The following is a 24,400-nucleotide window of genomic DNA, read 5'->3' as shown; positions in this document are numbered from 1 at the left end:
CCATGTCTGATCTGAACCTGACCAATCTGATCTTCGGACGGCTGTCGCTGGAAGCAATTCCATACCACGAGCCTATCCTGATCGGCACTTTCGCCATGGTGGCAATCGGCGGCCTCGCGCTGCTGGCCGTCATGTTTAAATTCCGCCTGTGGGGTCCGCTGTGGCGCGACTGGATCACCTCGATCGACCACAAGAAAATCGGTATCATGTACATGATACTGGGCATCATCATGCTGCTGCGCGGCTTTGCCGACGCACTGATGATGCGCGCACAGCAGGCGATCGCCTTTGGCGACAATGCCGGCTTCCTGCCGCCGCACCACTATGACCAGGTGTTCACCGCCCACGGCACGATCATGATTTTCTTCGTCGCCATGCCGCTGGTCACCGGCCTGATGAACTACGTGGTGCCGCTGCAAATCGGCGCGCGCGACGTGTCGTTCCCGTTCCTGAACAACTTCTCGTTCTGGATGACCACCTTCGGCGCGATGCTGACCATGGTGTCGCTGTTCGTCGGCGAATTCGGCAAGACCGGCTGGCTGGCCTTCCCGCCACTGTCGGGTATCGAGGCGTCGCCTGATGTCGGGGTCGATTACTACATCTGGTCCTTGCAGGTCGCCGGTGTCGGTACAACACTATCCGGCGTCAACCTGATCGCCACCATCGTCAAGATGCGCGCGCCTGGCATGTCGATGATGAAAATGCCAGTATTCACCTGGACCGCCCTGTGCACCAATGCGCTGATCGTCGCGACCTTCCCGATCCTGACCATCACCCTGGCACTGCTGTCGCTGGACCGTATCGCCGGCTTCAATTTCTTCACCACCGAACTCGGTGGTAACCCTATGCTGTACGTCAACCTGATCTGGATCTGGGGCCACCCTGAGGTCTACATCCTGGTACTGCCAGTATTCGGTATCTTCTCTGAAGTCGTATCGACCTTCTCGTCGAAGCGCCTGTTCGGCTACACCTCGATGGTGTATGCAACCGTCGTGATTACCGTGCTGTCCTACCTGGTATGGCTGCACCACTTCTTCACCATGGGCTCCGGCGCAAGTGTGAACTCGTTCTTCGGCATCACCACGATGATCATCTCGATCCCGACCGGCGCCAAGATCTTCAACTGGCTGTTCACCATGTACAAAGGCCGCATTCGCTTCACCGTGCCGATGATGTGGACCGTGGGCTTCATGCTGACCTTCGTCATCGGCGGTATGACCGGCGTGATGCTGGCCGTTCCTCCAGCCGACTTCGTGCTGCACAACTCGCTGTTCCTGATCGCTCACTTCCACAACGTGATTATCGGTGGCGTGGTGTTCGGTCTGTTCGCCGGTATCAACTACTGGTTCCCGAAAGCCTTCGGCTTCAAGCTGAACGAGTTCTGGGGCAAGGTATCGTTCTGGTGCTGGCTGGTGGGCTTCTGGGTTGCGTTCACCCCGCTGTACATCATGGGCTTCATGGGCGTAACCCGTCGTATGAACCACTTCGATGACCCATCGCTGCAGATCTACTTCGTCATCGCTGCAATTGGTGCTGTGATTATCGCTGGTGGTATCGGTGCCTTCATCCTGCAGATCTTCCTGAGCTGGAAAGACCGCGAGAAACTGCGCGACGTTACCGGCGACCCTTGGGGCGGCCGTACGCTGGAGTGGGCTACCTCGTCGCCACCGCCAGACTACAACTTCGCGTTCACCCCGGTGGTGCACGACAGCGACAGCTGGGCAGACATGAAAGCCAACCACTATCAGCGTCCGCTGAAAGGCTTCGTCGATATCCATATGCCGAAAAACACCGGCGCTGGCTTTATCATCTCGGCGCTGTCGTTCGTGTTCGGCTTCGCCATGGTATGGCAGATGTGGATTCCGGCAGCCGTGTCGTTCGCGGTCATGATCGGCGCGATCATCGTTCACACCTTTAACTACAAGCGCGATTTCTACATCAAAGCTGATGAAGTCACTCGTACCGAAGACGCGCATACTCGTTTCCTGGAAAGCCATGTCTGAAATTAACGCAAACGGCGCCCTGAGCGCAGACCCAAGCGCGCGTTACTACGTGCGTGACCACCATCCGGAAAACGGCACCCTGCTGGGCTTCTGGATTTACCTGATGAGCGACTGCCTGCTTTTCTCGGGCCTGTTCGCTGCTTACGCAGTCCTGGGCCGCAGCTATGCGGGCGGCCCGTCGGGCGCGGAACTGTTCGATCTGTCGCTGGTGGCTATCAATACCGGCTTCCTGCTGCTGTCGTCGATCACCTATGGCTTCGCCATGATCGCCACCCAGCGCAAGAACCTGAAGGCGACCATCGGCTGGCTGCTGGTCACCGGCGTGTTCGGCCTGGCCTTCCTGTATCTGGAGATGTATGAGTTCCTGCACCTGATCCACGAAGGCGCCGGTCCGCAGCGCAGCGCGTTCCTCAGCTCGTTCTTCGCGCTGGTCGGCACCCACGGCCTGCACGTGACCTTCGGCACCATCTGGCTGATCACGCTGGTATTCCAGCTGAAAAAGCACGGCCTGACCGTTGAGAACCGCCGCCGCATGATGTGCCTGTCGATGTTCTGGCACTTCCTGGACGTGATCTGGATCGGTGTATTTACCTTTGTCTACCTGATGGGAGTTCTGCCATGAGCGCACCACATAACCACTCTGAGCATGATCACCACGACCATCACGGCGAACACGATGATGGCAACCACGGCAGCCTGAAGGACTACGCCATCGGCTTCATCCTGTCGGTGATCCTGACCGCGATTCCGTTCTGGCTGGTGATGGGCAAAGTGATCGACAAATCGAGCACCACCGCCATCGTCATCCTGGCCTTCGCGGCAGTGCAGGTACTGGTCCACATGAAGTACTTCCTGCACATGAACAACAAGGCGGAAGGCGGCTGGTCGATGCTGTCGACGCTGTTCACCGTGGTGCTGCTGGTGATCGTGCTGGCTGGTTCGATCTGGGTCATGTACCACATGAACAAGAACATGATGCCTTCGATGGGCAACGATGTTCATAACATGCAAGACATGCAATGACGGACGGCGCAACTAAGCGCCAACGTTCCCGCGCCCTGCGCGTCATCCTGGCCCTCGTGGCCGGGGTGATGTTTGCAGGGTTTTTTGCTTTAGGGACGTGGCAGGTATTCAGGCTGCAATGGAAACTGGCGCTGATCGAACGGGTTGACCAGCGCGTGCATGGCGCACCCGCAGCGGCGCCGTCGATCGGCCAATGGCCGCAGCTCAACGCTGAAGCGGACGACTACCGTCCGGTGCAGCTGAGCGGCGTGCTGCTGGAAGGCGCGACCACACAGGTGCTGGCGTCGCTGGAACGCGGTATCGGCTACTGGGCGGTGACCCCGCTGTGCACGCCGGACGGCGGCATCGTGATGATCAACCGTGGCTTCATTCCGGCTGGCGTCAGCGGCTGGAAACCGCAGCCGGCGCCACCGGCGGCTGCGGCCGACGCGTGCCGCAGCGCGCAAGGTCCGGCAGTTTCGGTGACCGGCTTGCTGCGCATGAGCGAGATTCCGGGCCGGCTGCGCAAGAACGAACCGGGCCGGAATTACTGGTACACCCGCGACGTGCAGGCGCTGGCGCAGGCGCGCGGTTTGCCGGCGGTCGCACCATACTTTATCGATGCCGACGCGCCCAGCGCGCTGGCGGCGGGACCGGTGGAAGGTGAACAGCCGAAGGGCGGTTTGACGGTTATTTCCTTCGTCAACAACCATTTGGTTTATGCTATCACCTGGTACGCACTGGCCCTGATGGTGGCGGCTGCGACGGTATGGGTCATCCGAGATGCGCGCAAACAAAAATCATAATCCTTACGACGGCGGCCGCATGCGGCTGCCGGTAGTCGAACCGCTGGCGTCGGCCAACGCCTCCGCCAGCAATATCAGCCACGCGGCCGGTCATAAAAACATGCAGCAGCTGATCCAGCTGCGCTGGATCGCCGTGATCGGCCAGATCACCACCATCGCCACCGCGTCTATCCTGCTCGGCGTACGTCTGCCGATGCCGGCCATGCTGAATGTGCTGGCCTGCCTGATCGCCTTCAACGTCGCCAGCATCCTGCGCTGGCAGGAAAACCAGGTGGTGTCCAATAGCGAACTGCTGCTGGCGCTGACGGTGGACGTGGCCAGCCTGACGGCGCAGCTGTATCTGAGCGGCGGCGCCACCAATCCCTTTGTGTTCCTGTACCTGCTGCATGTGATCCTGGGTGCGGTGCTGCTGGAAACCTGGTCCACCTGGACCATTGTGATCGTTACCGGCGCGTGTATTGCCGGGCTGGCGCTGTTCTCTGAGCCGCTGCCGCTGCCGCAGGATCACGCGCTGGGCATCTTCAGCCTGTATGTGCAGGGGATGCTGATCTGCTTCATCCTCGATGCGGCGCTGCTGGTCATCTTCATCACCCGCATCATGCAAAATATGCGCAGCAGCGCGGCCACGCTGTCGGACCTGCGCCAGCGCGCGGCCGAGGAGGAGCACATCGTCCGCATGGGATTGCTGGCTTCCGGCGCGGCGCATGAACTGGGCACGCCGCTGGCCACGCTGGCGGTGATCCTGGGCGACTGGAAGCGCATGCCCGAATTCAAGGGCAATCCGGTGCTGCTGGAGGAAATCGGTGAAATGCAGACGCAGCTGAAGCGCTGCAAATCCATTGTGAGCGGCATCCTGATGTCGGCCGGCGAGGCGCGCGGCGAATCGTCTGCCGCCACCACCATCAACACCTTCCTCGATGAGGTGGTGGCGGAATGGCGCGTCGGCCGCCCGGTGGTGATGTTCGAGTTTGACAACCGCATTTCGCTGGACCTGCCGGTGGTGTCCGATTCCACGCTCAAGCAAATGATCTGCAATGTGCTGGATAATGCGCTGGAAGCGTCGCCGCAGTGGCTGCGCATGGAAGCCAGCATAGAAGGCGGCACCTTGGTATTGCAGGTCACCGACAACGGTGCGGGCTTTGCGCCCGGTATACTGTCGGAATTTGGCAAGCCCTATAATTCCAGCAAAGGCCGCGCGGGCGGCGGGCTGGGTTTGTTCCTGGTGGTGAACGTGGCACGCACGCTCGGCGGCGAAGTCACGGCGACCAATATGGAAAAGGGCGGGGCGATGGTGCGATTGACGCTGCCCTTGTCCGCCATCGAGATCAAACCGGAACAACAATAAACGATGACTACAGACGAGCGAGTACTGCTGCTGGTGGAAGATGATGCGGCCTTTGCCCGGACTTTGGGGCGTTCTTTTGAGCGTCGCGGCTACCGGGTGCTGCTGGCGGAGAATGTCGATGAGGCCAGCGCGCTGCTGGTCGATAACTCGCCCGGCTACGCGGTGGTCGACCTGAAATTGAAAGGCAACTCGTCCGGCCTGGCCTGCGTGCAGATGCTGCATGAGCATGACAGCGAGATGCTGATCGTGGTGCTGACCGGCTTCGCCAGCATCAACACGGCGGTGGAGGCGATCAAGCTGGGCGCCTGCCAGTACCTGGCCAAGCCGTCGAATACCGACGATATCGAGGCGGCCTTCGAACACGTCGCCGGCGCGTCCGAGCTGGAACTGACCTCGCGCGCGACCTCGGTGAAGACGCTGGAGTGGGAGCACATCCACGCGGTGCTGGCCGAAACCGACTTCAATATCTCCGAGGCCGCGCGCCGCCTGGGCATGCACCGCCGCACGCTGGCGCGCAAGCTGGAAAAGCAGCGTGTCAAATGAGCCAGGGATCGTTATTCGACTTTGAACCGCCGCCCAAGCTGACCGAGCGGATTTTCTTCGCCATCGCGCCGGATGCCCAGGCGATTGCGCAGATTGGCGCGCTGACCGCCCAGCTGAAAGCGCGGCACGGCATGCAGGGACGCGCCATTGCCGACGCCAAGCTGCACTGCACCCTGTGCAACCTGGGCGATTTCACCGGCATGCCGGACGCCTTGCTGGCGCGCGCCACGCAGGCTGCTGCGCTGGTGGCGGCTTCCACGCACGCTTTCAGCGTCAGCTTCGATACCGCGCAGACCTTTATCAATCGCGCCCGCAACCGCCCATTCGTGCTGACCGGCGGTGATGGCGTGACTGGTGTGACTGCGCTATACCGCAACCTTGCGGGCGGCCTGCTCAAGGCTGGCATCAGCGGCAATCCTGCGAGCTACACGCCGCACCTCACGCTGCTGTATGACGATGTGACTGCCGCGCCGGAGGGCGTCGAGCCGGTTGAATGGCCGGTGCGCGAGCTGCTGCTACTGCATAGCCACATCGGCCAGGCGCGGCCTTACAACGTCCTTGCCCGCTGGCGTTTCTGAGCGCGCGATCAGTGTTTCTTGCGGGCGCTGTCCATCACCACGTCGAACTCCTGAACAAAGCTCTGTAGCAGTTGGGGCATCGATGGCGGCTCGGCTCTGAGCCGGTCTTCCAGCGTGCTGGCGGCGCGGAACAGCTCATTGGCCGACAGATTGCCGGCCGCGCCGCGTATCTTGTGCACCAGCTCAGCCGCTTGCGCCAGGTCGCCTGCATCGACGGCGGCGCGTATCTGCTGCAAGGATGCGTTGAAGTCATTGGCGAACAGGCTGAGTAGTTGCGACAGCAAGGCGCTGTGGCCGCCCAGCCTTTCCATCGCCGCCTGGAGATCGATGCCGGCCACTGGCGCCATGGTGGCCGAGGCGGCGCGCGCGGCTGCGGCGTCGGCTTCGATTGCATCGGCGGTGGCCGAACGGCTCAGGTCCGGTTGCACCCAGGTGGCCAGCACGGCGTACAGCGTGTCCGGGTCGATCGGCTTGGTCACGTAGTCGTTCATATCCCGTTCCAGGCAGCGTTCGCGATAGCCAGCGACCGCGTGCGCGGTCATGGCAATGATCGGCAGTGTGGCGTGGCGCTCGTTCTTGCGTATCAGCGCTGTTGCCTGGTAGCCGTCCATGTCCGGCATCTGGATATCCATCAGCACTGCGTCGTAGCTGCCTGCATCAACCATGCGCGCGCCTTCCTCGCCGCTGCTGGCCAGGTCCGAGCGCACGCCGGCGCGTTGCAGTATCTCGCTGGCGACTTGCTGGTTGATCGAGTTGTCGTCCACCACCAGCACATGCGCGCCACGGATGCGCTGGGTCGCCACCGAGGGTGGCGCATGCATGGGAATTGCCGGCTGCAGCGTCTCCAGTCCCAGCGCCGACAGCACGGCACTGCGCAGCTGCTGCGGATTGGCCGGCTTGTCAAGGAAGGGCGTCACGCGGGTCTGTTCGATGACTTCCTTGTCATGCTCGCGCGCATACGCGGTCACCATCAGTACCGCCGGTACGGCAGCCAGTTCGGGATCGGTGGCGATACGATGCAGCGTGTCGATGCCGTCCAGGTCCGGCATGTCGGCGTCGATCAGCAGCACATCGTAGGGATCGAGCTGCATCGCCGCCACCGCCGCAGTGCCGGAGGGGACGGCGCGCGTTTTTAGTCCCAGCATGCTGAGCTGGGCTTTCAGCATATAGCGCGTGGCTTCGCTGTCGTCCACCACCAGCACGCGCTTGTCCTGCGCGGCCGGCGGCACCGGCTGCACGCGCGCAGTCTGGTCGGCTGCTGCCTGCAGCTGCACCGTGAAACTGAAACTGCTGCCGACCCCAGGTTCGCTGTCGACCCGGAATTCGCCGCCCATCTTGCGCACCAGCTGCTGCGAAATCGCCAGCCCAAGGCCGGTGCCGCCATACAGCCGGGTGGTGCTGGCGTCGGCTTGCGCAAAGGCCTGGAACAGGCGCGCCTGCTGTTCTTCGCTAATGCCAAGTCCCGTGTCTTCGACGATAAAGCGCAACACCAGCGGCCCGCCGGGCGTTACTGGCAGGCTGCCGGGTTCGACCTCGACCCGCAGTTCGATATGTCCGCGTGCGGTGAATTTGAGTGCGTTACCGACCAGGTTTACCAGGATCTGTCCCAGCCGCAGCGGATCGCCCAGCAGATTGCATGGCACATCGGGCGCCGCGCCGATGACCAGCTCCAGGCCGCGTTCGGCGGCACGCCAGGCGAACAGGTCGGCGATCTGGTTCAGTGTGTCCGGCAGGTCGAAGGGCAGGGCTTCCAGCTCCAGCTTGCCGGATTCGATCTTGGAGAAGTCCAGCACATCGTTGATGATCTGTAGCAGACTTTGGCCGGCGCGGCTGATCTTGCGGAAGTAGTCCAGCGGCTGCGCCGGCAGGTCCAGATGCGTGCCCAGGCCGGCGAAGCCGAGGATGGCGTTCATCGGGGTGCGGATCTCGTGGCTGATATTGGCCAGGAATTCGCTTTTGGCCTGGGTGGCCGCTTCGGCGTTGGCGCGCGCTTTCTCGATCACGCGCATGGCGCGCGCCTTCAGATAGGCGGAGGTGAACGGCTCCTTCAGCGCCTTCAGCAGGTCCAGGTCGTCGGCGGCGAAGGTGGCCTGGTACTGGTAGTTCTCAAAGATCAGATAGCCCTCCACCTGGCCGTCGATCACCACCCGCACCGACAGCAGCGCGCAGACGTCGCCCGGCAGCGAATTCGGATGGTGCACTTCAAAGATGTCGGGCGCGATCATGCAGTCGGCCGGCGCATAACGCAGCTCCGCCTGCCGCAAGTCGATGCGGTAAGCGTCGGCGGTGGCGTCGATACGGCCCCAGGCGGCGCGCAGGCTGAGGGTGTCGGTGCCTTGCTCGCGCACCAGCGCCAGCGCCGAGTCGATGCCCTTGATGATGGTTGATTCGTGCAGGATGGTTTGCAGCAGCGCGTCAAAATCCATTTGCTCGTTGATGCTCTTGACGATGGCGTTCAGTTTTTCCAGGTGCTGCGTGCGCGAATACACTACCGCCTGCAAGGCTTCCTGCTTGCGGTGCAGATGCAGCACGCGCCAGCGTATCAGGGTCCAGGCCAGCACGCAGGTGATCACGAAGTACAGCAGCCACGCCCACCAGGTCTGATGCCAGGCCGGCAGAACCACCACGCGCATGATCAGCTCTTCGACATTCCACAAGCCGTCGCGGTTGCTGCCGCGCATACGCAGCACATAGTGGCCGGGCGGCAGATGCGTGTAGGTGGCGATGCGGCGGCTGGCATCCACCTCAATCCAGCGCTGGTCGAAGCCTTCCAGCGTATAGGCGTAGCGGTTGCGCTGCGGCGCCGAGTAGTCCAGCGCCGCCAGCTCGACATCGAAACTCTGGTTGTCCGGCTGAAGCACCAGCGTCGGCCCATCCTTGGTAGCCAGTTCGGCGGGCGACACCGGCCGCTGGTCCAGCCGCACCGCGCTGATCACCAGCGGCGGGCGATACGACCAGTCATTCAGGCGGCCCGGATAGACGACTGCCATGCCGGACGAGGCGCCGAATATCAGGTCGTGCTCGGCCGTGACCGTGCTGGCGCCGATAAAGAAGCTGCGGAACGCCAGGCCGTCGGCGCGGCTCAGCGTGCGTGCGCGCAGCGTGCTGGCATCGATGACGGCGATGCTGTCCGAGGTAGTGGCCCAGATGCGGCCCAGCGGGTCCGAGCGCAGCGCCAGGATGGTGCTGGAGGACAGCCCCGCATCCATGCCGACGCGCTCAAATACAGGATCGCCCAGCGCGTCGCGGCCGGTCATCACGCAAATGCCGCCGCCGAAAGTGCCTATCCACAGCCGCCCGCGCCGGTCCAGCGTCAGCGCGTTGATCACTGGTTCGGACAGGCCGTCCGGCTTGCCGGGATTTGCCTTGATCTGCTCCACTTTGCCGCTTTCCGGATCAAGATGGTTCAAGCCATTGCGGGTGCCAATCCACAGGCTGCCGTCGACATCGGAGGTCACCGCGTGGACACGGTTATCGGTCAGCCCGCCGGCGCCCTGGCCGCCCTGTACATACTGCATCACCGAGCCAGTAGCCGGCTTGTAGCGCAGCAGGCCTTCAAAGGTGCCGAGCCATAGCTCGCCTTTGCGGACCAGGATGGTGCCGACGCGTGGATGCGGATTCCCCTGCGGCAGCGGCACGCGCCGCACTTCGGCGCCATGCTGGCTGGTACGGTACAGGCCAAGTTGCGTGCCTATCCACGCTTCGCCGACGCCGGCTTCGGCCATCGACAGGATCATGCGGTTCGGCAGCGCGCCGTCCGGGTTGTTGGGGTCGGGGCGCAGCGCCGCCCGGCGCGGACCGTCGGTGGGTACGATGTCGACGCCCTGGTCGGCCAAGCCTATCCACACGTCGCCATGGGTATCGGTCATCAGCGCCGAGACACTGGCTTCCAGCAGCCCGTGGGCGCCGAACACCGCGTCGATTGCTTCGGTATAGGGGTTGAAGATGTCGACGCCGCGTTCTGTGCTCACCCAGACCATACCGCTGCGGTCGCGCAGCATGGCGGCGGTGCGGTCGTTACTGAGGCTGAAGGGAACGGCCGGCTGGTGCAATATGCGCACGCTGTTGTTGGCGGCGGTGCGGTATTCGATGACGCCGCCGCCGTAGGTGCTGGCCCACCAGATGCCCGGCACCGTCTCTGTCACCGCCAGCACCATATTGGCGCGCGCGTCCTTCACGCCCTTGAGCGAGACGATGCGGCCGCTGTCGGCGCGCCCATCGACGATGCCGATACCGCTTTTCAGCGTGCCGAACGCAATCTGGCCACGGCTGTTTTCACCCAGCGCCAGCACGCTGTCGCTCCAGGCCCCAGGCGCTTCGCCGGTGATGGCAATGCGCGTGATGGTGCCGCCCGGCTTCATGCGCGCCAGGCCGGTGGCGGTGCCTATCCAGAGATTGCCGGCGTGGTCGGTCAGCAGGGAGCGGATCTGATTGTCGGGCAGGCCGGGCGTGTCCTCGTGGCTGTAGCGGCGGATGCTGCGGTTGACGGTGTCGTAGTATTTCAGCCCATCCGGCGTGCCTATCCATAAATGGCCCTTGCTGTCGCTGGCAATGGCGCTGATCTGGCCGCGCGTCAGTTCGTCTACCGGGCGGATGAATTGTTCGCTGAGTTTGTCATACATGGCCAGGCCGGCGGCGGCGGTGCCGACCCACAGGCGCCCGGTGCTGTCCTGGTGCAGCGACTGGACGAAATCGCCGGGCAGGCTGCCCGGATCGTCGGCGCTGTTATGGAAGCTGCGCACGCGGTAGCCATCCCAGCGCGCCAGGCCGCTCTGCGTGCCGATCCAGATATAGCCATCGGCGTCCTGCGCCAGCGTCATGGCGACAGGGTGCGGCAAGCCCTGGTCCAGTCCCAGGTGCTCAAACAGCGGCGTGGCCAGCTGGTCCCAGCGCTCCGGCGCGGCGACCGCGGGGGTACCGGCGAGCAGCAAGCTGGCCAGGCAGACGGCCAGCATCGACATGGCGGCGCGCAGCCAGCGCAACGCGGCCGCCACAGCGGGACGGGTGGGGGCGTGATGGTTCAACTCAGGGCGCGCTCCTCTGTTTGATGATTCAAGCATACGGAAATGCTGACCGAAAGTCTATGACTGGCAACGGGAAATCCGTAGCGCTTGTACAATCGCCACATGCAAACCAAAGTAGGTATTGATATGAAACCTGATGTATTAGTGATGGCGGCCAGTCCTTCGGCCGACGTGATGGCCCAGCTGGAGCAGCATTTCCATTGTCACCATCTGTGGCAGCAGGCAGCGGAACAGCAGGCGGCATGGCTGGCGACTGTGGCGCCGAATGCACGCGGCGTGCTGACCACTGGCGCGATCGGCATCCAGGCGGACCTGCTGGCGCAGCTGCCCAAGGTGGAAATCGTCGCCGTTAATGGCATCGGCACCGACGCGGTGGATCTGGCGGCGACCCGCGCGCGTGGTATTTTGGTCAGCAACACCCCCGGCGTGCTGACCGATGATGTGGCCGACCTGGCGCTGACCTTGCTGCTGTCGGCCGCGCGCAGGCTGCCGGCGCTGGATGCGTTTGTGCGCAATGGTTCATGGCAGGCTGGCAAACCGATTGCCAGCACCCGCGCCCTGCGCGGCAAAGTCTGCGGGGTGTACGGTTATGGGCGTATCGGCCAGGCCATCGCCGCACGGGCCGCGGCGTTTGGCATGCAGGTGCAGTACTTCCAGCCACGCGCCATCGAGGGCGCGAGTGCGCCGCGCGCCGAATCGCTGCTGGCGTTGGCGCAAGCCAGTGATTATCTGGTGGTGGCGGCGCCAGGCAGCCCGGCTACCCGCCATACGGTGAGCGCCGAGGTATTGGCGGCGCTCGGCCCGCAAGGCACGCTGGTCAACATCGCGCGCGGTTCGCTGGTGGATGAAGCGGCGCTGATCACCGCGCTGCGCGAGGGTACGCTGGGCTTTGCCGCGCTGGACGTGTTTGCCGACGAGCCCCGCGTGCCGGCGGCCTTGCGTGAACTGGAAAATGTGGTGCTGACGCCCCACGTCGGCAGCCTGACGGTGGAAACCCGTCACGCCATGGGCCAGCTGGTGGTCGACAATCTGCGCGCACATTTCGCCGGTCAGCCGCTGCTGACGCCTGTTCTTTAAAGGCAGGGTGCCGAGGCGTCTTCGGGCGCCGGTGGCGGCGGGGTGACCGGCAGCGGCAGATGTGAATATACTTTCACGCAGTTGCGGCCGGCGCGCTTGGCGGCGTACAGCGCTTCATCCGCATGGCTATAGGCCAGTTCAAAAGCCGTGTCCTGCGGATTCCAGCTGACGCCGACGCTGGCGGTGATCTGCCGGTCGATCGGCGCGCCGAATACCTGGTCGGCAATGGCGTTGCAGATGTGGTGCCCGACCTCGCGCGCCTCGTCGATATCCGATGTCGGCCAGATGACGGAAAACTCCTCGCCGCCGACGCGGCCGACCGCCACGTCAGGCCCCAGCAGCGTGCGCAGGCAGCTGACCACAGTCTTGATGACGGTGTCGCCGGCCGGGTGGCCGAAGTCGTCGTTGATCCATTTGAAGTGATCGATGTCCAGCACGATCAGCGCCATGTCCGCCTGCTGCAAACAGGCCGTGGCCTTATCGATGACGGCCGCGCGGTTCAGCGCACCGCTCAGCGGATCGTGCGTGGCGCGGTACTCCAGCTGCTGCGCCAGCTCGTGCAGCTGGCGGTTCATCTGGGTCATATCCAGCTCCGCGCGATCGCTGCGGCGGATCAGGCGGCGGCTTTCGCGCATCAGCCGTTCGTAGTGGACAATCATTTCAGCCAGGGCCGCGCGGGCGTCCGCGTCTGGATTGGCGTGCGCCGCCTTGGCGTTCGCCAGCGCGGCGCTTTCCAGCGCAAACAGGTCGGCCTCGGCCATGGGTTTCATTAGTTGCTCACGGCGTGGTCGTGGAAGTCGAGCGCGCCGAAATCGTCCTGCAATTCCTGGCCGAATTCGAGGATGGTGTCGTCGTCCTCGTCGTGATACCAGTTCAGGTGCACCTGATTGCCGGCCATGGCGGCGTTGTTCAGCGCTTCAAAGAAAGTGAACAGCATCTTGGTGCTGGAGCTGTTGAAATAGGCCAGCGAAACGTGCACGGTGATCTCGGCGTCGCCGCAGTTGTCCAGATAAGCCTGCACGCGCGCGATCACAGGACCGTAAAAGGCGGCAGCGTTTTCCGGATAGGACTCGCCCTTGATCGACAGCGTGTGCTGGTCAAAGCGGAAATCGACTTCCGGCGAAGTGGGCGAAGCGGCGATGAAAAGTGGTTCCATTGTAGTTCTCTGTATTTGGTTCAGATAATCGCTTTGATGCAGAATACCGTGGCCTCGGGATTGTGCTCATCCGCCACGAACTCGAATTCCAGCGGTTCGCTGGCGTCGCGCGCCATGGTCAGGAAGCCCAGTCCGGCCCCCTTGCTGTCGGCCGGCGTGTCTTCGCGCAGCGCCTTCTTGTAGGCCTGTTTGATTTCTTCCATGGTCATGGTGTGCAGCGGGTCAAGCCGGCCGCGGATGCGTTCGACGTTCTTGCTATCGACTGGATTGGCGCATAGCAGGAAGAAGCTTTCGCCCTTCATGCCGATGCAGAATGAGCCACGGCGCATCTGGTTCTCGGTGGCTTCATCCGGCGTCAGCGTATCCGACGAATAGTGCATGATGTTCTGCGACATTTCGACAAACGACGAGAAGATGCGGCGGCGCGTCGGACCCGCCGCACCGGCGGTATCCAGGCGCGCCTTGATGGTCTCCGAAATGGCCGCCACCACGTGCTGCGAGAAATAGCCCACGTAGAAAAAGATGATGTGGCGCTTGCGGGCCACGTCATAAAAATCGCTGAATTCTTGGTACAACAACTTGTGCTCCTCTTAGGGGCGTAGACAGAAAAAGGTAAGGTCGTCGCGGCGCGGCTGTTCGCCTTGCCACGCCTGGTAATCGTCCAGCATGGCCTGCGCCACATGCCGCGCGCATTCGGTGCGCTGGCCCAGCAGCACGTCGCGCATGCGGCGCTTGCCGTAGGCGATGTCCTTGGCACCGCCGATCTGGTCGATCAGGCCGTCAGTGGTGAGGAATAGCAGGCTGCCTTCGGGAATGTGGATGCGTTTGTTCTCCCACTGATAGTCCATCGGCGTGTCGACGTAGCCGACGCCCATGCGTTCGCCGTCTACCGTCTGCACCGCCTGCTGGTCCGGGTCGAGCTGGAACAGCGATAGCTTGGCGCCGGCAAAGCTTAGCTGGCGGGTGGCATGGTCGAACCACAGGAAGGCGGCGTCCAGGCCGTCGTTGGATTCCGCCTGGCCGTGGCCTTCGATCTGGCCCAGCATGCCTTTGACGCCGCGATTGACTTCGGCGATCAGCGCGGCGGGATCGCGCGGCCCCAGTTGTTGCAAGGCCTGCGTCAGCGTTGACGAAGAAATCAGCGTCATGAAGGCGCCCGGCACGCCGTGGCCGGTGCAGTCGGCGATGGCGGCGAACCAGCCGTCTTCGTATCTGGCGAAATGATAGAAGTCGCCGCCGACCACGTCGCGCGGCTGCCATTCCAGGTGGGCGTCGTCGAGCGCATCGGACAGCGCCAGATTGGATGGGCGCAGCAGCGAGCGCTGGATCACGCTGGCGTAGTCGATGCTGTGCATGATCTGGCGGTTTTTCTCGGCCTGCATATTGGCCACCACGTTCATCAGCTGCAGGCCGAAGCCGACGCCGGCCAGTGCGCCGTCACGCGTTACGATAAATCCGTCGGCCAGCGCTTTCTCGCCGGATTCCACGGCGCGGAAAGTCAGCGCTTCGATGCTCATATTGGCGTCGACGATCAGCGGTTCCTTGTCCATGAAGGCGATGCAGCTCTTTTTGCCGTACAGCTCGTGGTAGAAGGGCTTGGACATCTGCGACATGAAGATGTTGCGGCTGATCAGGCCGATCGGGCGGTCGATTTCGATGACCGGCAGGCTCATCAGGTCGCGGCGTTCGGTGAACAGTTCCAGAACGGCGAAATTGCTCGTGTCGGACACCACCGAAATCGTCTCCACGCACAGGTCGGCTGCGATGGACAGACGAAAGCGGGGCAGGTGCAAACGAGAGGCATTGAACTCCACGGCCGGTAACCCTTGATCAACACTAAGGCTTTCATGCTACCGAGAAATTGTTACATCATGATTACATTATTGTTTTACGGGAAACATTAAATTATTTCTCTCGCATATTGCCTCAAGGTAATATTTTGGTCATATTCGCTGTGTATATTGGTGAGAATTCGCGCACAAGGCGCATTTTCTCTCACATGGAGTCGCGATGAACTTCCCTCAATTGAATACCGGCATGCGCGTGGTGGCGTCGTTTGCCGTCCTGTTATTCGTCATGGCCTGCATGTCGGTGGTGTCGCTGTGGCGGCTGCAATCGGCCAACGACACGGCACACAACCTGGTCAACGAGAAACTGGCGCGTCAGCAGCTGACCTCGGAATTACTGGGCGTGACCGAGCTGAATGGCCTGCGCGCGATTTCGATTGGCCGCAGCGACAGTCTGGAGGTGTCGGATATCTTCCAGGCGCAGCTGACAGCCGGCGATAAACTGGCGGCGCACATGGAGCGCAAGCTGGCGGCCATGCAGGCGAGCGGCGAGGAAGCCGCGCTGCTGCGCACGGTGGCCAGCAGCAAAGCGGCGTTCATGACTATGCGCGGTGAGCTGTTCAAGTTCAAGGACACCGGCCGCATCCAGGAAGTCAGCGACCTGCTGGATAACAAGTGGCCGGCCGTGTTCAAGGGCTACGCGGGCGCGCTGGAAAAGCTGCTGGCATATCAGACGCAACAGGCCAGGGCGCTGACGGTGCAATCGGACAGCCAGTTTGAAAGCAGCCGTGCATTGTTGATGGGCTTCGGCCTGGCGACGCTGGTGCTGGGCGCGCTGCTGGCCTGGCTGCTGACGCGCAGCATCGTGCGGCCGTTGATGCAGGCGGTGTCGCTGGCTGAACAGGTGGCTGGCGGCGAGCTGCGCGCGGCTATCCGGCACGGCCGCAGCGATGAAATCGGCAAACTATTTGACGCGCTGAGCCACATGACGGCGCGGCTGGCGGACACCGTCGGCCGGGTGCGCGATGGAGCGGTAGCGATTGATTCGGCCTCGCGCGAAATCGCCAACGGCAATATGGATCTGTCGCGCCGCACCGAGCATCAGGCGGGCGCGCTGGAGGAAACCGCGTCGGCGATGGAGGAGCTGACGTCGGCGGTCAAACAGAATAGCGGCAACGCGCGCCAGGCGAATCAGCTGGCACTGTCGGCGTCCAGCGTGGCAGGCAAGGGCGGCGCGGTGGTGTCGGAAGTGGTGAAGACCATGGCCAGCATCAACGACTATGCACACAAGATTGTCGACATCACCAGCGTGATTGACGGGATAGCGTTCCAGACCAATATCCTGGCGCTGAATGCGGCGGTGGAGGCGGCGCGCGCCGGCGAGCAGGGGCGCGGCTTTGCCGTGGTGGCGGGCGAGGTACGCAGCCTGGCGCATCGTTCGGCGGAAGCGGCCAAGGAAATCAAGAAGCTGATCAACGATTCGGCCGAGCGCGTGGCCAGCGGCGCTGCACTGGCGGAGACGGCGGGCGTCACGATGAATGACATCGTCGACAGCGTGCAGAAGGTCACGGCCATCATTGGCGAGATCAGCACCGCCAGCAGTGAGCAGGAACATGGCATCTTGCAGGTCAACACGGCGATCAGCGATATGGACGATGTCACCCAGCAGAACGCTGCGCTGGTGGAAGAGGCAGCCGCCGCAGCCGCCGCGATGCAGGCGCAGGCGCGCGAACTGGCTGAACTGGTCGGCTCGTTCAAGCTGAATGATGCGCAAGTTAGCGCCCAGGTTCAGGCATTACCGGTTCACGCGGCATTGCCGGCCCCTGCTAAAACACCACTGCGTTACGCCGCATGAGCTAATATGTGCTGTGTCCTACAACGCTTGTGAACTTCATGCCCGTATCGCTTCCTAAGCAGCTACATACCGAAAGACTGATGTTGCGCGCGCCGCGTCCCTCCGATGCGGCGCATCTGTTTGCCGCCTACACCCAAGACCCGGAAGTGGCGCGCTACATGACCTGGCGTCCGCATACCTTGCTGTCGCAGACCGAAGGCTTTATTGATTATTGCCTGCGTGGCTGGGCGGAAGACCGCAGCCGCGCATATTTACTGGTCCCGCACGATCATGATGATGTACCGATAGGCATGCTGGAAGCGCGTTTGCAGTCGCATACCATCGACATCGGCTATGTCCTGCAGCGTAAATACTGGGGTGCGGGCCTGATGCCGGAAGCGATGCGCGCGTTCAGCGAAGTTGCGCTATCGCTGCCTGAGTATTTTCGCGTCCAGGCCACCTGCGATGTGGAGAATGCAGCGTCCGCGCGCACGCTGGAGAAATCCGGCTTTGTCCGCGAAGGCAGGTTGGAGCGACACACCATCATCCCCAACCTCAGCCCTGAACCGCGCGCATCGCTGATGTACGCCCGCTGGCAATAGGCGGCTGATCTGGCATCCATCCAGGCCAGCGCTTTTTCAGGCCAGTAGTCGATACACTTTGATGAAAAGCGTGCTTTAGTAGTTTCATCAACGGAAAGCGCTGGATACTGGCGGCGTAATCTGGAACGGCATTGCTCGCATCGACCAGATAACGCTCGAATGCTGCCGGTTCCAGGTCTGGCAAAAGCAAGATCAGTACACACTTGTCGTCCATATCGAAGAACAGAGGCGCCTCATCTCTAAGTAAACAGAGCAAATATCTGTGATGCCGATCGCGCCGGCCAGCGGGCCTGAACCCCCATTTCCGGGCCAGCCCTTGTTTATTGTCATCATGCTTGATTTTGAAATGGCCTGGTTCGCAAGGCCTTGAGCGATGTCGTATAACGCAATAGAACATAGATCGCTGCCGTCATTGCCTTGTCATAAAGGCTTGTTATCTTGAAAATCTTTATAACAAGCCGGATTGACGACATGAACCGTAAGCTTCTGATCGCTGCATTGAGCGCCGCCTTCCTGGCCGCTTGCAGCAGCAGCGACAACAACACGCCTGCCACCACGACGCCGACCACGCCTCCTGTGGCTGCCGCACCGAAGAATGTGATCTTCTTCCTCGGTGACGGCATGGGCCTGACCACCATGACCGCCGCGCGCATCTATTCCGTCGGCGAAGACGCCGAGCTGACCATGGATACGCTGCCGGAAACGGCTTTCGTCAAGACCTTCTCCAACGACGCCCAAGTCACCGACAGCGCACCATCGATGGCTGCTTACATGACCGGCGTCAAAATGAATAACGAAGTGATCTCGATGTCGCAGAACACCACCGCCATCGACCCGATCACCGATTCGGCCGGCAATAAACTGGGTAACAACTGCGGCGCGAGCAATGGTACCGCCGCTACCACGCTGCTGGAACTGGCCAAGACTGCGGGCCTGGGAACCGGCGTGGTCAGCACCGCGCGCATCACCCACGCGACGCCAGCCACGACCTACGCCCACATCTGCCACCGTGATCTGGAAAACGACATCGCTGCAGCGCTGGTGCCTGGCGGAGCCGGCTACAACAGCGCGCTGGGAACCACCGGCCTGGACGTGATCGTCGGCGGCGGCAGCCAGTTCTTCAAACCGGTCAAGGATGGCGGCAAGCGCGCCGACGGCCGCGACCTGATCGCCGAGCTGAAAGCCAAAAGCTACGCTTACGCCAGCAATAGCACCGAGTTCAACGCCATCGACGGCACCAAGACCGACAAGCTGCTCGGCCTGTTCACGTCCAGCCACATGAGCTATGACCTGGACCGCGATGCGTCCAAGGAACCAAGCCTGGCCGAGATGACCACCAAGGCCATGGACGTGCTGGCCCGTAACAGCAAGGGTTATTTCCTGATGGTTGAAGGCGGCCGCATCGACCACGCGCTGCACGAAACCACCGCCAAGAAAGCGCTGCAAGACACGGTCGCTTTCGATAACGCGATCAAGGCCGCCATCGCCAAGGCCAAGCTGACCGATCCGACGCTGGCCAATACGCTGATCGTCGTCACCGCCGACCACGATCACACGCTGGTGTTGAACGGCTACGCCAAGCGCACCGGTAAAACCACCGCCGCCAACGCCGGCGTGCTGGGCGTGGTGAAAAACTATGTGACCGGCGCTGTCGACAAGGATCTGGATGGCGCACCGTACTCGATCATCGGCTTCGGCAACGGCGAGAATCGCACGCAAGGCAGCCGGGCCAGCCAGGCTTCGCTGGACGAAAGCGTCACCGGCGCCAATCTGTATCACCAGGAAGCGGTGGTGCGCGTCGCCGTCGGCGGTGAAACCCACGGCGGCACCGATGTCTTCCTGGGCGCCATCGGCAAGGGATCGGAAACGTTCACCGGCACGATCGACAACACCAAGGTGTTCTCGCTGGTGAAAAGCGCAGCTGGCCTGTGAGTCTTGCATACTTTTATAACGGAACTTTGCACATGAAACGTACACTCTTAGCCGCCGCGCTGACGCTGTCCTTCGCTCAAGCCGCACAGGCGGCCGGCGAGGCCAAGAACATCATCTTCTTCCTCGGCGACGGCATGGGTCCTTCGACCATCACCGCATCGCGCATCTACAAATACGGCGAAGCGGGCAGCCTGACCATGGACACGCTGGAACGTACCGCGCGCATCAAGACTTACTCGAATGACGCGCAAACCACCGACAGCGCACCGTCGATGGCCGCCTACATGACCGGCGTGAAGATGAATAACGAAGTCATCTCGATGTCGCCGGAAACCGTCGCCACCAGCCCTGGCCGCGACGCCAATGGCAACCTGGGCGTCAACAACTGCGCCGCCAGCAACGGCGCCAGCGCCGTGACTATCCTGGAACTGGCCAAGGCCAAGGGCAAGGCAGTCGGCACCATCACCACCACCGAGCTGACCCACGCCACGCCGGCAACCGCCTGGTCGCACATCTGCAACCGCAACGCGCAGTACCACATCGCCGCGCAACTGGTGCCGGGCGGCACCGGGTTCAATAGCGCGCTGGGCGATGGCGTCGATGTGCTGATGGGCGGTGGCCGCAACCACTTCACCCCGTACAGCGCCACCAACACCACCGGCCGCGCCGACGGCCGCAACCTGTTGACCGAGCTGGCCGCCAAGGGCTACACCGTGGCCGCCAGCAAGGCCGAGATGACTGCCGCCACCGGCAAGAAGTTCATCGGCCTGTACAGCACCAAGAGCCATCTGGAATATGAACTGGACCGCACCGCCACGCCACCGCTGGGCGAGGGCGCCAGCCAGCCTAGCCTGGCCGAGATGACCGTCAAGGCCATGGACCTGCTGTCGTCCAACACCAATGGCTACTTCCTGGTGGTGGAAGGCGGCCGTATCGACCACGCGCTGCACGGCACCAACGCCAAGCGCGCGTTGAGCGACACCATCGCTTTCGACGACGCTATCAAGGCCGCGCTGGACAAGGCCAAGCTGACCGACCCGACGCTGGCCAACACGCTGATCGTCGTCACCGCCGACCACGACCACACGCTGGCCTTCAACGGCTACGGCAAGAAGGGCAATCCTATCCTGGATATCAACCGTGGCTACCGCGACAACCAGCCAAGCAAGGATGCAGACGGCAATACCTACACCACGCTGGTATTCGGTAACGGTCCGAACCGTCCGAACACCCGCGCCAGCCTGGACAGCGCAACGGTACTGGCGGATAACTATCTGCAGGAAACCGGCGTGCGCCTGGCCAGCGAAACCCACGGCGGCGGCGACGTCAAGCTGTTCGCCAGCGGCGCCGGCGCCAAGCCGTTCAAGGGCACGCTGGACAACACCAAGGTGTTCAGCCTGCTGAAATCGGCCTTCGGCTTATGATGACAGAGGGAGCGGGCGCTGCCTGCTCCCTGTTTACTTGAAGAGTTGTATGAAAAAACTGTTACTGTTTGCAGCCACGTTGAGCGTGGCTTTTTGCGCTTCCGCCACCGATCTGGACCTGAAGATTGCCTACTACAGCAAGGTCGTCACGCCCGAGGGCGTCACCCGCGAAGCGCGCTATGAAGACAACATGCTGCGCCGCGCCGGCCACGTCTGGACCATGCGCGTTCTGCCGGCCCACGCCGCGCATGAAGACCACCAGCCGGGCGCGCACCAGCATTTCAACCACGTGGTGCTGGCCCGCCATGTGGTGCAGGAGGGCGGCAAAACGCGCATCCAATTCATCGACACGCATGACAGGCAGGTGGTATCCATTCCGCCGGCCGAATTCGGCAACGTCAGCTTCGACGGTTCCTGGGACCATGCCTACTACCTGCTGGACAGCAAGCGCCTGCAAACCATGAAGCTGTCCGCACGCGCATCGTCCGTGGCCGGCGCCCGCTGGCGCGAGCGTGAGGACAAGAGCCTGTTCGAGCGCGTGCTGTGGGACGAGCAGCGCCAGATCCCGCTGATGATTGAAAGCGGCGACAAGGCGGGAACCTTCATCAATCGCGTGGAAATCGCCGTGCAGCCCGGCCTGACCCGCGATTTGCCGTGGCAAAAACTCAAAGGCTACGCACAAAAAGAGTATTCTGACTTTCTGGATTGAAACTTGATATAAACTACGGCCAGCTGGCAATACAGTTGGCAATAATTTATATCAAAATCCCATGTCTTCCTCCCGCAGGCCAGTCCACACGCCCCCGATGTTCAACCTTGCCTGGCCGCTGCTGGTGGAACTGGGGCTGGCGATTGCCTCCAGCATCATCGGCACCGCGCTGGCCTCGCGCATTTCGGACCAAGCAGGCGGTGCGTTTGCGATCGCCAGCCAGGTGTCGGCGGCGCTGTTCATCCTGTTTCGCATTATCGGCGCCGGCGTCAGCGTGGTGGTCACGCAGAATATGGGCGGCGGCCAGCGCGAGGCGGCCAACAAGGTCGCTCGCGCGGTGGTTGGCGCCAGTACCTGGCTGGGTGTGGTGACCGCCGTGATTGCGATGGCCGGTTCGCATGGCTTGCTGCATCTGCTGAATACTCCCGCCGAAGTGTTGCCGCTGGCCGCGCCATTTCTGGTGACGCTGGGCCCGGCCTTGCTGTTCGACGCCTGGAACGCCTCGATGGCCGGCGTGATGCGCGCCCACTTGCGCACCCGTGATACGCTGGTGGTGCTGATTATCATGCACGTCACCCATCTGCTGCTGGCGCTGCCGCTGATGTACGGCTGGGGGCCGGTTGCTGCGCTCGGCCTGCCGGGTTATGCGCTGGCGCTGGCGGTCAGCCGCATGGTCGGTCTGGCGCTGCATTTGCTGATGTGGCGCGTCCACCTGGGCATCACGCTGGTGCGCGCGGACTGGTGGCAGCTGCCGCGCCGCGAGCTGGCGGCGGTGCTGCATATCGGCTTGCCGGGAGCTGCCGAGAACATCGCCTGGCGCCTGGCTTTCATGGTCAGCGTGGCGACGGCGGCGGAGCTGGGCGCCAAGGCGCTGGCGACACAGGCTTATGTGCTACAGCTGATGGGCGGTGTGATGATGTTCAGTATCGCCACCGGGCTGGCGGTGGAAATCGTGGTCGGCTACCTGATCGGCGCGGGCCAGCTGCGCGAGGCGCACCGCGTGGTCAAGCGCTCGCTGGCGCGTGGGCTGCTGGTGTGCTTGCTGATTGCCGCCTGCGCGGCGCTGCTGGGCCGCTGGTTGCTGGGCTGGTTCACGCAGGATCAGGAGATTCTTGCAGCCGGCGCCACGCTGCTGTGGATCACGGTGCTGCTGGAACCCGGCCGCACCTTCAATCTGGTCGTGATCAACGCGCTGCGCGCAGCCGGTGATGCGCGTTTCCCGGTGATGGCGGGTGCTTTCTCGATGCTGTTCGTGCTGGCCGGCGGCAGCTGGCTGTTCGGCGTGGTGCTGGGCTGGGGTTTGCCCGGCGTCTGGATCGCCTACGCCGCTGACGAATGGATACGCGGCCTGATTATGTGGCGCCGCTGGCAGACCCACGCCTGGGTGCCGCACGCCCGAAGCTCGCGCAAACGGCTGCGTGATCCACTGGTGATTGAAGGCTAGATCGCTTCGATGGCCGGATAGAATTCGTGGTCTTCGCGCTTCATCCGCTCGTACAGGGCTTTTAAAACCTGGTTGGCTTCGGCGCGGAAGGTTTCCGGCTCCGACACCAGGATGCGCGGCGTATTCCATTTGGAAGCGAAGTCCAGGTAGCTGCCGGCGATGCCCTCCATCTCGTCGCGGTATTTCTGGCCCATGCCTGCCATCGCGCGGTTGCCGCTTGCTTCCAGTGCTGGATACAGCACTCGGTCCTCCACCGCCAGATGCAGACGGATGATGCTGCTCATGGACACGATGCGCCGGGCAATTTCGGACGCGTGCGTGCTGATGCCTTCCTGGACCAGCCGGCGCAGGTCGGCGATGGCGCTGAGGATGTCGATGTGCTGATGCTTGAATTTGTCGATGTTCATGGTGATGCTCCGTGGTGATCAGCGATGGAAGTCCAGTTGGAAGCGTACCGGGCCAACTACCTGGACTTCATGTTCGATATGCGGTTCGACCACGCCATGCAGGTCGGGCGTCAGCAATACTTCTTCCGGCGGCACGCGCGGATCGGTGATGCGGTATATCAGGCTGCCTTCCAGAATGCGGATGCGCGCCCATACATCCTCGGCGGTGGTGTGGCCGCGCTGAATGGCGGACGGCAGGCTGTCCTGCGTGAAGATGGGGGTGCTTTTGTAGAAGGCGACGGTGTCTGGGATGGTTTTCATGGTGATCCTCCTTGGGTTATGCGACTTTGACTTCGCCGAAAAAGCCCAGTTGCAGGCTGGCGGCGATACGACGGGCGACGGTCTGGAATTCCTCGGCATCGGCCGTTGAGAACAATTGGTTGGTAGTGGCGACAAACATTTGCAGCCAGCGCAGGAAGTGGTCCGGCGTGATGCCGTTCAACAGCATATGCTTGCCGTAGACATTGCCCTGAAAATTGCGGCTGCCAAGCATTACCGTGCTCCAGAAATCCACCATGCGGGCCAGATGCGGGTCCCAGTTGGCGCCGATAGCGGAGTCGAACACCGGTCCGAGCTCAGGATCGGCACGCACGCCGTCGTAGAATTGGTGCACCAGCGTGGCGATCGATGCGGGATTCAGTGGCAGCGGCGTGTTCATGGTTGTTTGATGGCTTAAAGATATATGTGA

General features: G+C 62.5%; 22 protein-coding genes. 14 read left to right on the top strand and 8 right to left on the bottom strand.

Annotated features, from left to right (window positions below):
- Positions 1–2 precede the first annotated feature (2 nt).
- Genes cyoB through KW842_RS03590 form a run of 7 tightly spaced genes read left to right on the top strand, consistent with a single transcriptional unit; the run spans position 3 to position 6,277 of the window.
- A complete protein-coding gene (gene cyoB / locus KW842_RS03620; protein WP_218302700.1) occupies positions 3–2,003 on the top strand; it encodes a cytochrome o ubiquinol oxidase subunit I in 2,001 nt (666 codons plus the stop codon).
- On the top strand, positions 1,996–2,625 hold the full coding sequence (cyoC, locus tag KW842_RS03615; protein WP_218302699.1) for a cytochrome o ubiquinol oxidase subunit III: 630 nt from the start codon (positions 1,996–1,998) through the stop codon (positions 2,623–2,625). The genes cyoB and cyoC overlap by 8 nt, the downstream gene beginning before the upstream one ends.
- Positions 2,622–3,026: a cytochrome o ubiquinol oxidase subunit IV gene (gene cyoD, locus KW842_RS03610; RefSeq protein ID WP_218302698.1), complete on the top strand. Its 405-nt coding sequence runs from the start codon at positions 2,622–2,624 to the stop codon at positions 3,024–3,026. Before cyoC ends, cyoD begins: the two co-directional genes overlap by 4 nt.
- Positions 3,023–3,811 carry an SURF1 family protein gene (locus KW842_RS03605; RefSeq protein WP_218302697.1) on the top strand — a complete coding sequence of 263 codons (789 nt, stop codon included), beginning with the start codon at positions 3,023–3,025 and terminating at the stop codon, positions 3,809–3,811. The genes cyoD and KW842_RS03605 overlap by 4 nt, the downstream gene beginning before the upstream one ends.
- Positions 3,789–5,156: an ATP-binding protein gene (locus tag KW842_RS03600; protein WP_218302696.1), complete on the top strand. Its 1,368-nt coding sequence runs from the start codon at positions 3,789–3,791 to the stop codon at positions 5,154–5,156. The genes KW842_RS03605 and KW842_RS03600 overlap by 23 nt, the downstream gene beginning before the upstream one ends.
- A 3-nt stretch (positions 5,157–5,159) precedes the next feature.
- The gene (locus tag KW842_RS03595; RefSeq protein ID WP_218302695.1) at positions 5,160–5,699 is read left to right on the top strand and encodes a response regulator transcription factor; all 540 of its coding nucleotides are present in this window, start codon (positions 5,160–5,162) and stop codon (positions 5,697–5,699) included.
- Positions 5,696–6,277: a 2'-5' RNA ligase family protein gene (locus tag KW842_RS03590; protein WP_218302694.1), complete on the top strand. Its 582-nt coding sequence runs from the start codon at positions 5,696–5,698 to the stop codon at positions 6,275–6,277. The genes KW842_RS03595 and KW842_RS03590 overlap by 4 nt, the downstream gene beginning before the upstream one ends.
- A gap of 8 nt (positions 6,278–6,285) precedes the next feature.
- Here KW842_RS03590 and KW842_RS03585 read toward each other — a convergent pair whose 3' ends face one another.
- Positions 6,286–11,301, bottom strand: coding sequence for a response regulator (locus KW842_RS03585; protein WP_229223461.1), 5,016 nt, complete (start codon positions 11,299–11,301; stop codon positions 6,286–6,288).
- A gap of 126 nt (positions 11,302–11,427) precedes the next feature.
- Here KW842_RS03585 and KW842_RS03580 point away from each other — a divergent pair, with 126 nt between their 5' ends.
- Positions 11,428–12,378 (top strand): 2-hydroxyacid dehydrogenase, encoded by a 951-nt coding sequence (locus KW842_RS03580; protein WP_218302692.1) that lies wholly within the window; start codon positions 11,428–11,430, stop codon positions 12,376–12,378.
- On the opposite strand, the gene KW842_RS03575 is transcribed toward KW842_RS03580, so the two are convergent.
- From KW842_RS03575 to KW842_RS03560, 4 genes are read right to left on the bottom strand one after another with little or no spacing between them, the layout of a single operon-like run.
- On the bottom strand, positions 12,375–13,139 hold the full coding sequence (locus tag KW842_RS03575) for a GGDEF domain-containing protein (protein ID WP_218303092.1): 765 nt from the start codon (positions 13,137–13,139) through the stop codon (positions 12,375–12,377). The genes KW842_RS03580 and KW842_RS03575 overlap by 4 nt on opposite strands.
- A gap of 8 nt (positions 13,140–13,147) precedes the next feature.
- Positions 13,148–13,534, bottom strand: a complete 387-nt coding sequence (locus KW842_RS03570; RefSeq protein ID WP_218302691.1) for a DUF1987 domain-containing protein — start codon at positions 13,532–13,534, stop codon at positions 13,148–13,150.
- A gap of 20 nt (positions 13,535–13,554) precedes the next feature.
- Positions 13,555–14,112: a SiaB family protein kinase gene (locus tag KW842_RS03565; protein WP_218302690.1), complete on the bottom strand. Its 558-nt coding sequence runs from the start codon at positions 14,110–14,112 to the stop codon at positions 13,555–13,557.
- 12 nt (positions 14,113–14,124) lie between these two features.
- Entirely contained in the window at positions 14,125–15,327 is a 1,203-nt protein-coding gene (locus KW842_RS03560) for a SpoIIE family protein phosphatase (RefSeq protein ID WP_229223460.1), read from the bottom strand.
- A 217-nt stretch (positions 15,328–15,544) separates the two neighbouring features.
- On the opposite strand from KW842_RS03560, the gene KW842_RS03555 reads away from it, so the two are divergent.
- From KW842_RS03555 to KW842_RS03530, 6 genes are all read left to right on the top strand, one after another.
- Positions 15,545–17,176 (top strand): methyl-accepting chemotaxis protein, encoded by a 1,632-nt coding sequence (locus KW842_RS03555; RefSeq protein ID WP_218302688.1) that lies wholly within the window; start codon positions 15,545–15,547, stop codon positions 17,174–17,176.
- Between the two features lie 80 nt (positions 17,177–17,256).
- Complete coding sequence (locus tag KW842_RS03550; protein WP_218302687.1) at positions 17,257–17,757, top strand: GNAT family N-acetyltransferase; 501 nt, start codon at positions 17,257–17,259, stop codon at positions 17,755–17,757.
- Positions 17,758–18,228: 471 nt separating this feature from the next.
- Positions 18,229–19,689, top strand: coding sequence for an alkaline phosphatase (locus KW842_RS03545; RefSeq protein WP_218302686.1), 1,461 nt, complete (start codon positions 18,229–18,231; stop codon positions 19,687–19,689).
- 32 nt (positions 19,690–19,721) lie between these two features.
- A complete protein-coding gene (locus KW842_RS03540) occupies positions 19,722–21,113 on the top strand; it encodes an alkaline phosphatase (RefSeq protein ID WP_218302685.1) in 1,392 nt (463 codons plus the stop codon).
- Positions 21,114–21,162: 49 nt separating this feature from the next.
- Positions 21,163–21,822, top strand: coding sequence for a hypothetical protein (locus KW842_RS03535; protein WP_229223459.1), 660 nt, complete (start codon positions 21,163–21,165; stop codon positions 21,820–21,822).
- A gap of 61 nt (positions 21,823–21,883) precedes the next feature.
- Positions 21,884–23,266: an MATE family efflux transporter gene (locus KW842_RS03530; protein WP_218302683.1), complete on the top strand. Its 1,383-nt coding sequence runs from the start codon at positions 21,884–21,886 to the stop codon at positions 23,264–23,266.
- On the opposite strand, the gene KW842_RS03525 is transcribed toward KW842_RS03530, so the two are convergent.
- From KW842_RS03525 to KW842_RS03515, 3 genes are read right to left on the bottom strand one after another with little or no spacing between them, the layout of a single operon-like run.
- Complete coding sequence (locus tag KW842_RS03525; RefSeq protein WP_218302682.1) at positions 23,263–23,673, bottom strand: hemerythrin domain-containing protein; 411 nt, start codon at positions 23,671–23,673, stop codon at positions 23,263–23,265. The genes KW842_RS03530 and KW842_RS03525 overlap by 4 nt on opposite strands.
- A gap of 18 nt (positions 23,674–23,691) precedes the next feature.
- Complete coding sequence (locus KW842_RS03520; RefSeq protein ID WP_218302681.1) at positions 23,692–23,973, bottom strand: DUF1971 domain-containing protein; 282 nt, start codon at positions 23,971–23,973, stop codon at positions 23,692–23,694.
- A gap of 16 nt (positions 23,974–23,989) precedes the next feature.
- Entirely contained in the window at positions 23,990–24,370 is a 381-nt protein-coding gene (locus KW842_RS03515) for a group III truncated hemoglobin (protein ID WP_218302680.1), read from the bottom strand.
- Positions 24,371–24,400: the final 30 nt, after the last annotated feature.

Origin of the sequence: Duganella sp. sic0402 (genome assembly GCF_019219065.1) — a bacterium.
GTDB lineage: Bacteria > Pseudomonadota > Gammaproteobacteria > Burkholderiales > Burkholderiaceae_D > Rugamonas.
This window is presented reverse-complemented; position numbering and strand designations above follow the sequence as displayed.

Bases quoted from the DNA above. Each gene is read 5' to 3' on its own strand.
- cyoC (WP_218302699.1), top strand. From the start codon at position 1,996: ATGTCTGAAATTAACGCAAACGGCGCCCTGAGCGCAGACCCAAGCGCG.
- cyoD (WP_218302698.1), top strand. From the start codon at position 2,622: ATGAGCGCACCACATAACCACTCTGAGCATGATCACCACGACCATCAC.
- KW842_RS03605 (WP_218302697.1), top strand. From the start codon at position 3,023: ATGACGGACGGCGCAACTAAGCGCCAACGTTCCCGCGCCCTGCGCGTC.
- KW842_RS03545 (WP_218302686.1), top strand. From the start codon at position 18,229: ATGAACCGTAAGCTTCTGATCGCTGCATTGAGCGCCGCCTTCCTGGCC.
- KW842_RS03530 (WP_218302683.1), top strand. From the start codon at position 21,884: ATGTCTTCCTCCCGCAGGCCAGTCCACACGCCCCCGATGTTCAACCTT.
- KW842_RS03600 (WP_218302696.1), top strand. From the start codon at position 3,789: ATGCGCGCAAACAAAAATCATAATCCTTACGACGGCGGCCGCATGCGG.
- KW842_RS03520 (WP_218302681.1), bottom strand. From the start codon at position 23,973: ATGAAAACCATCCCAGACACCGTCGCCTTCTACAAAAGCACCCCCATC.
- KW842_RS03595 (WP_218302695.1), top strand. From the start codon at position 5,160: ATGACTACAGACGAGCGAGTACTGCTGCTGGTGGAAGATGATGCGGCC.
- KW842_RS03580 (WP_218302692.1), top strand. From the start codon at position 11,428: ATGAAACCTGATGTATTAGTGATGGCGGCCAGTCCTTCGGCCGACGTG.
- cyoB (WP_218302700.1), top strand. From the start codon at position 3: ATGTCTGATCTGAACCTGACCAATCTGATCTTCGGACGGCTGTCGCTG.
- KW842_RS03590 (WP_218302694.1), top strand. From the start codon at position 5,696: ATGAGCCAGGGATCGTTATTCGACTTTGAACCGCCGCCCAAGCTGACC.
- KW842_RS03525 (WP_218302682.1), bottom strand. From the start codon at position 23,673: ATGAACATCGACAAATTCAAGCATCAGCACATCGACATCCTCAGCGCC.
- KW842_RS03535 (WP_229223459.1), top strand. From the start codon at position 21,163: ATGAAAAAACTGTTACTGTTTGCAGCCACGTTGAGCGTGGCTTTTTGC.
- KW842_RS03555 (WP_218302688.1), top strand. From the start codon at position 15,545: ATGAACTTCCCTCAATTGAATACCGGCATGCGCGTGGTGGCGTCGTTT.
- KW842_RS03515 (WP_218302680.1), bottom strand. From the start codon at position 24,370: ATGAACACGCCGCTGCCACTGAATCCCGCATCGATCGCCACGCTGGTG.
- KW842_RS03575 (WP_218303092.1), bottom strand. From the start codon at position 13,139: ATGGCCGAGGCCGACCTGTTTGCGCTGGAAAGCGCCGCGCTGGCGAAC.
- KW842_RS03540 (WP_218302685.1), top strand. From the start codon at position 19,722: ATGAAACGTACACTCTTAGCCGCCGCGCTGACGCTGTCCTTCGCTCAA.
- KW842_RS03550 (WP_218302687.1), top strand. From the start codon at position 17,257: ATGTTGCGCGCGCCGCGTCCCTCCGATGCGGCGCATCTGTTTGCCGCC.
- KW842_RS03570 (WP_218302691.1), bottom strand. From the start codon at position 13,534: ATGGAACCACTTTTCATCGCCGCTTCGCCCACTTCGCCGGAAGTCGAT.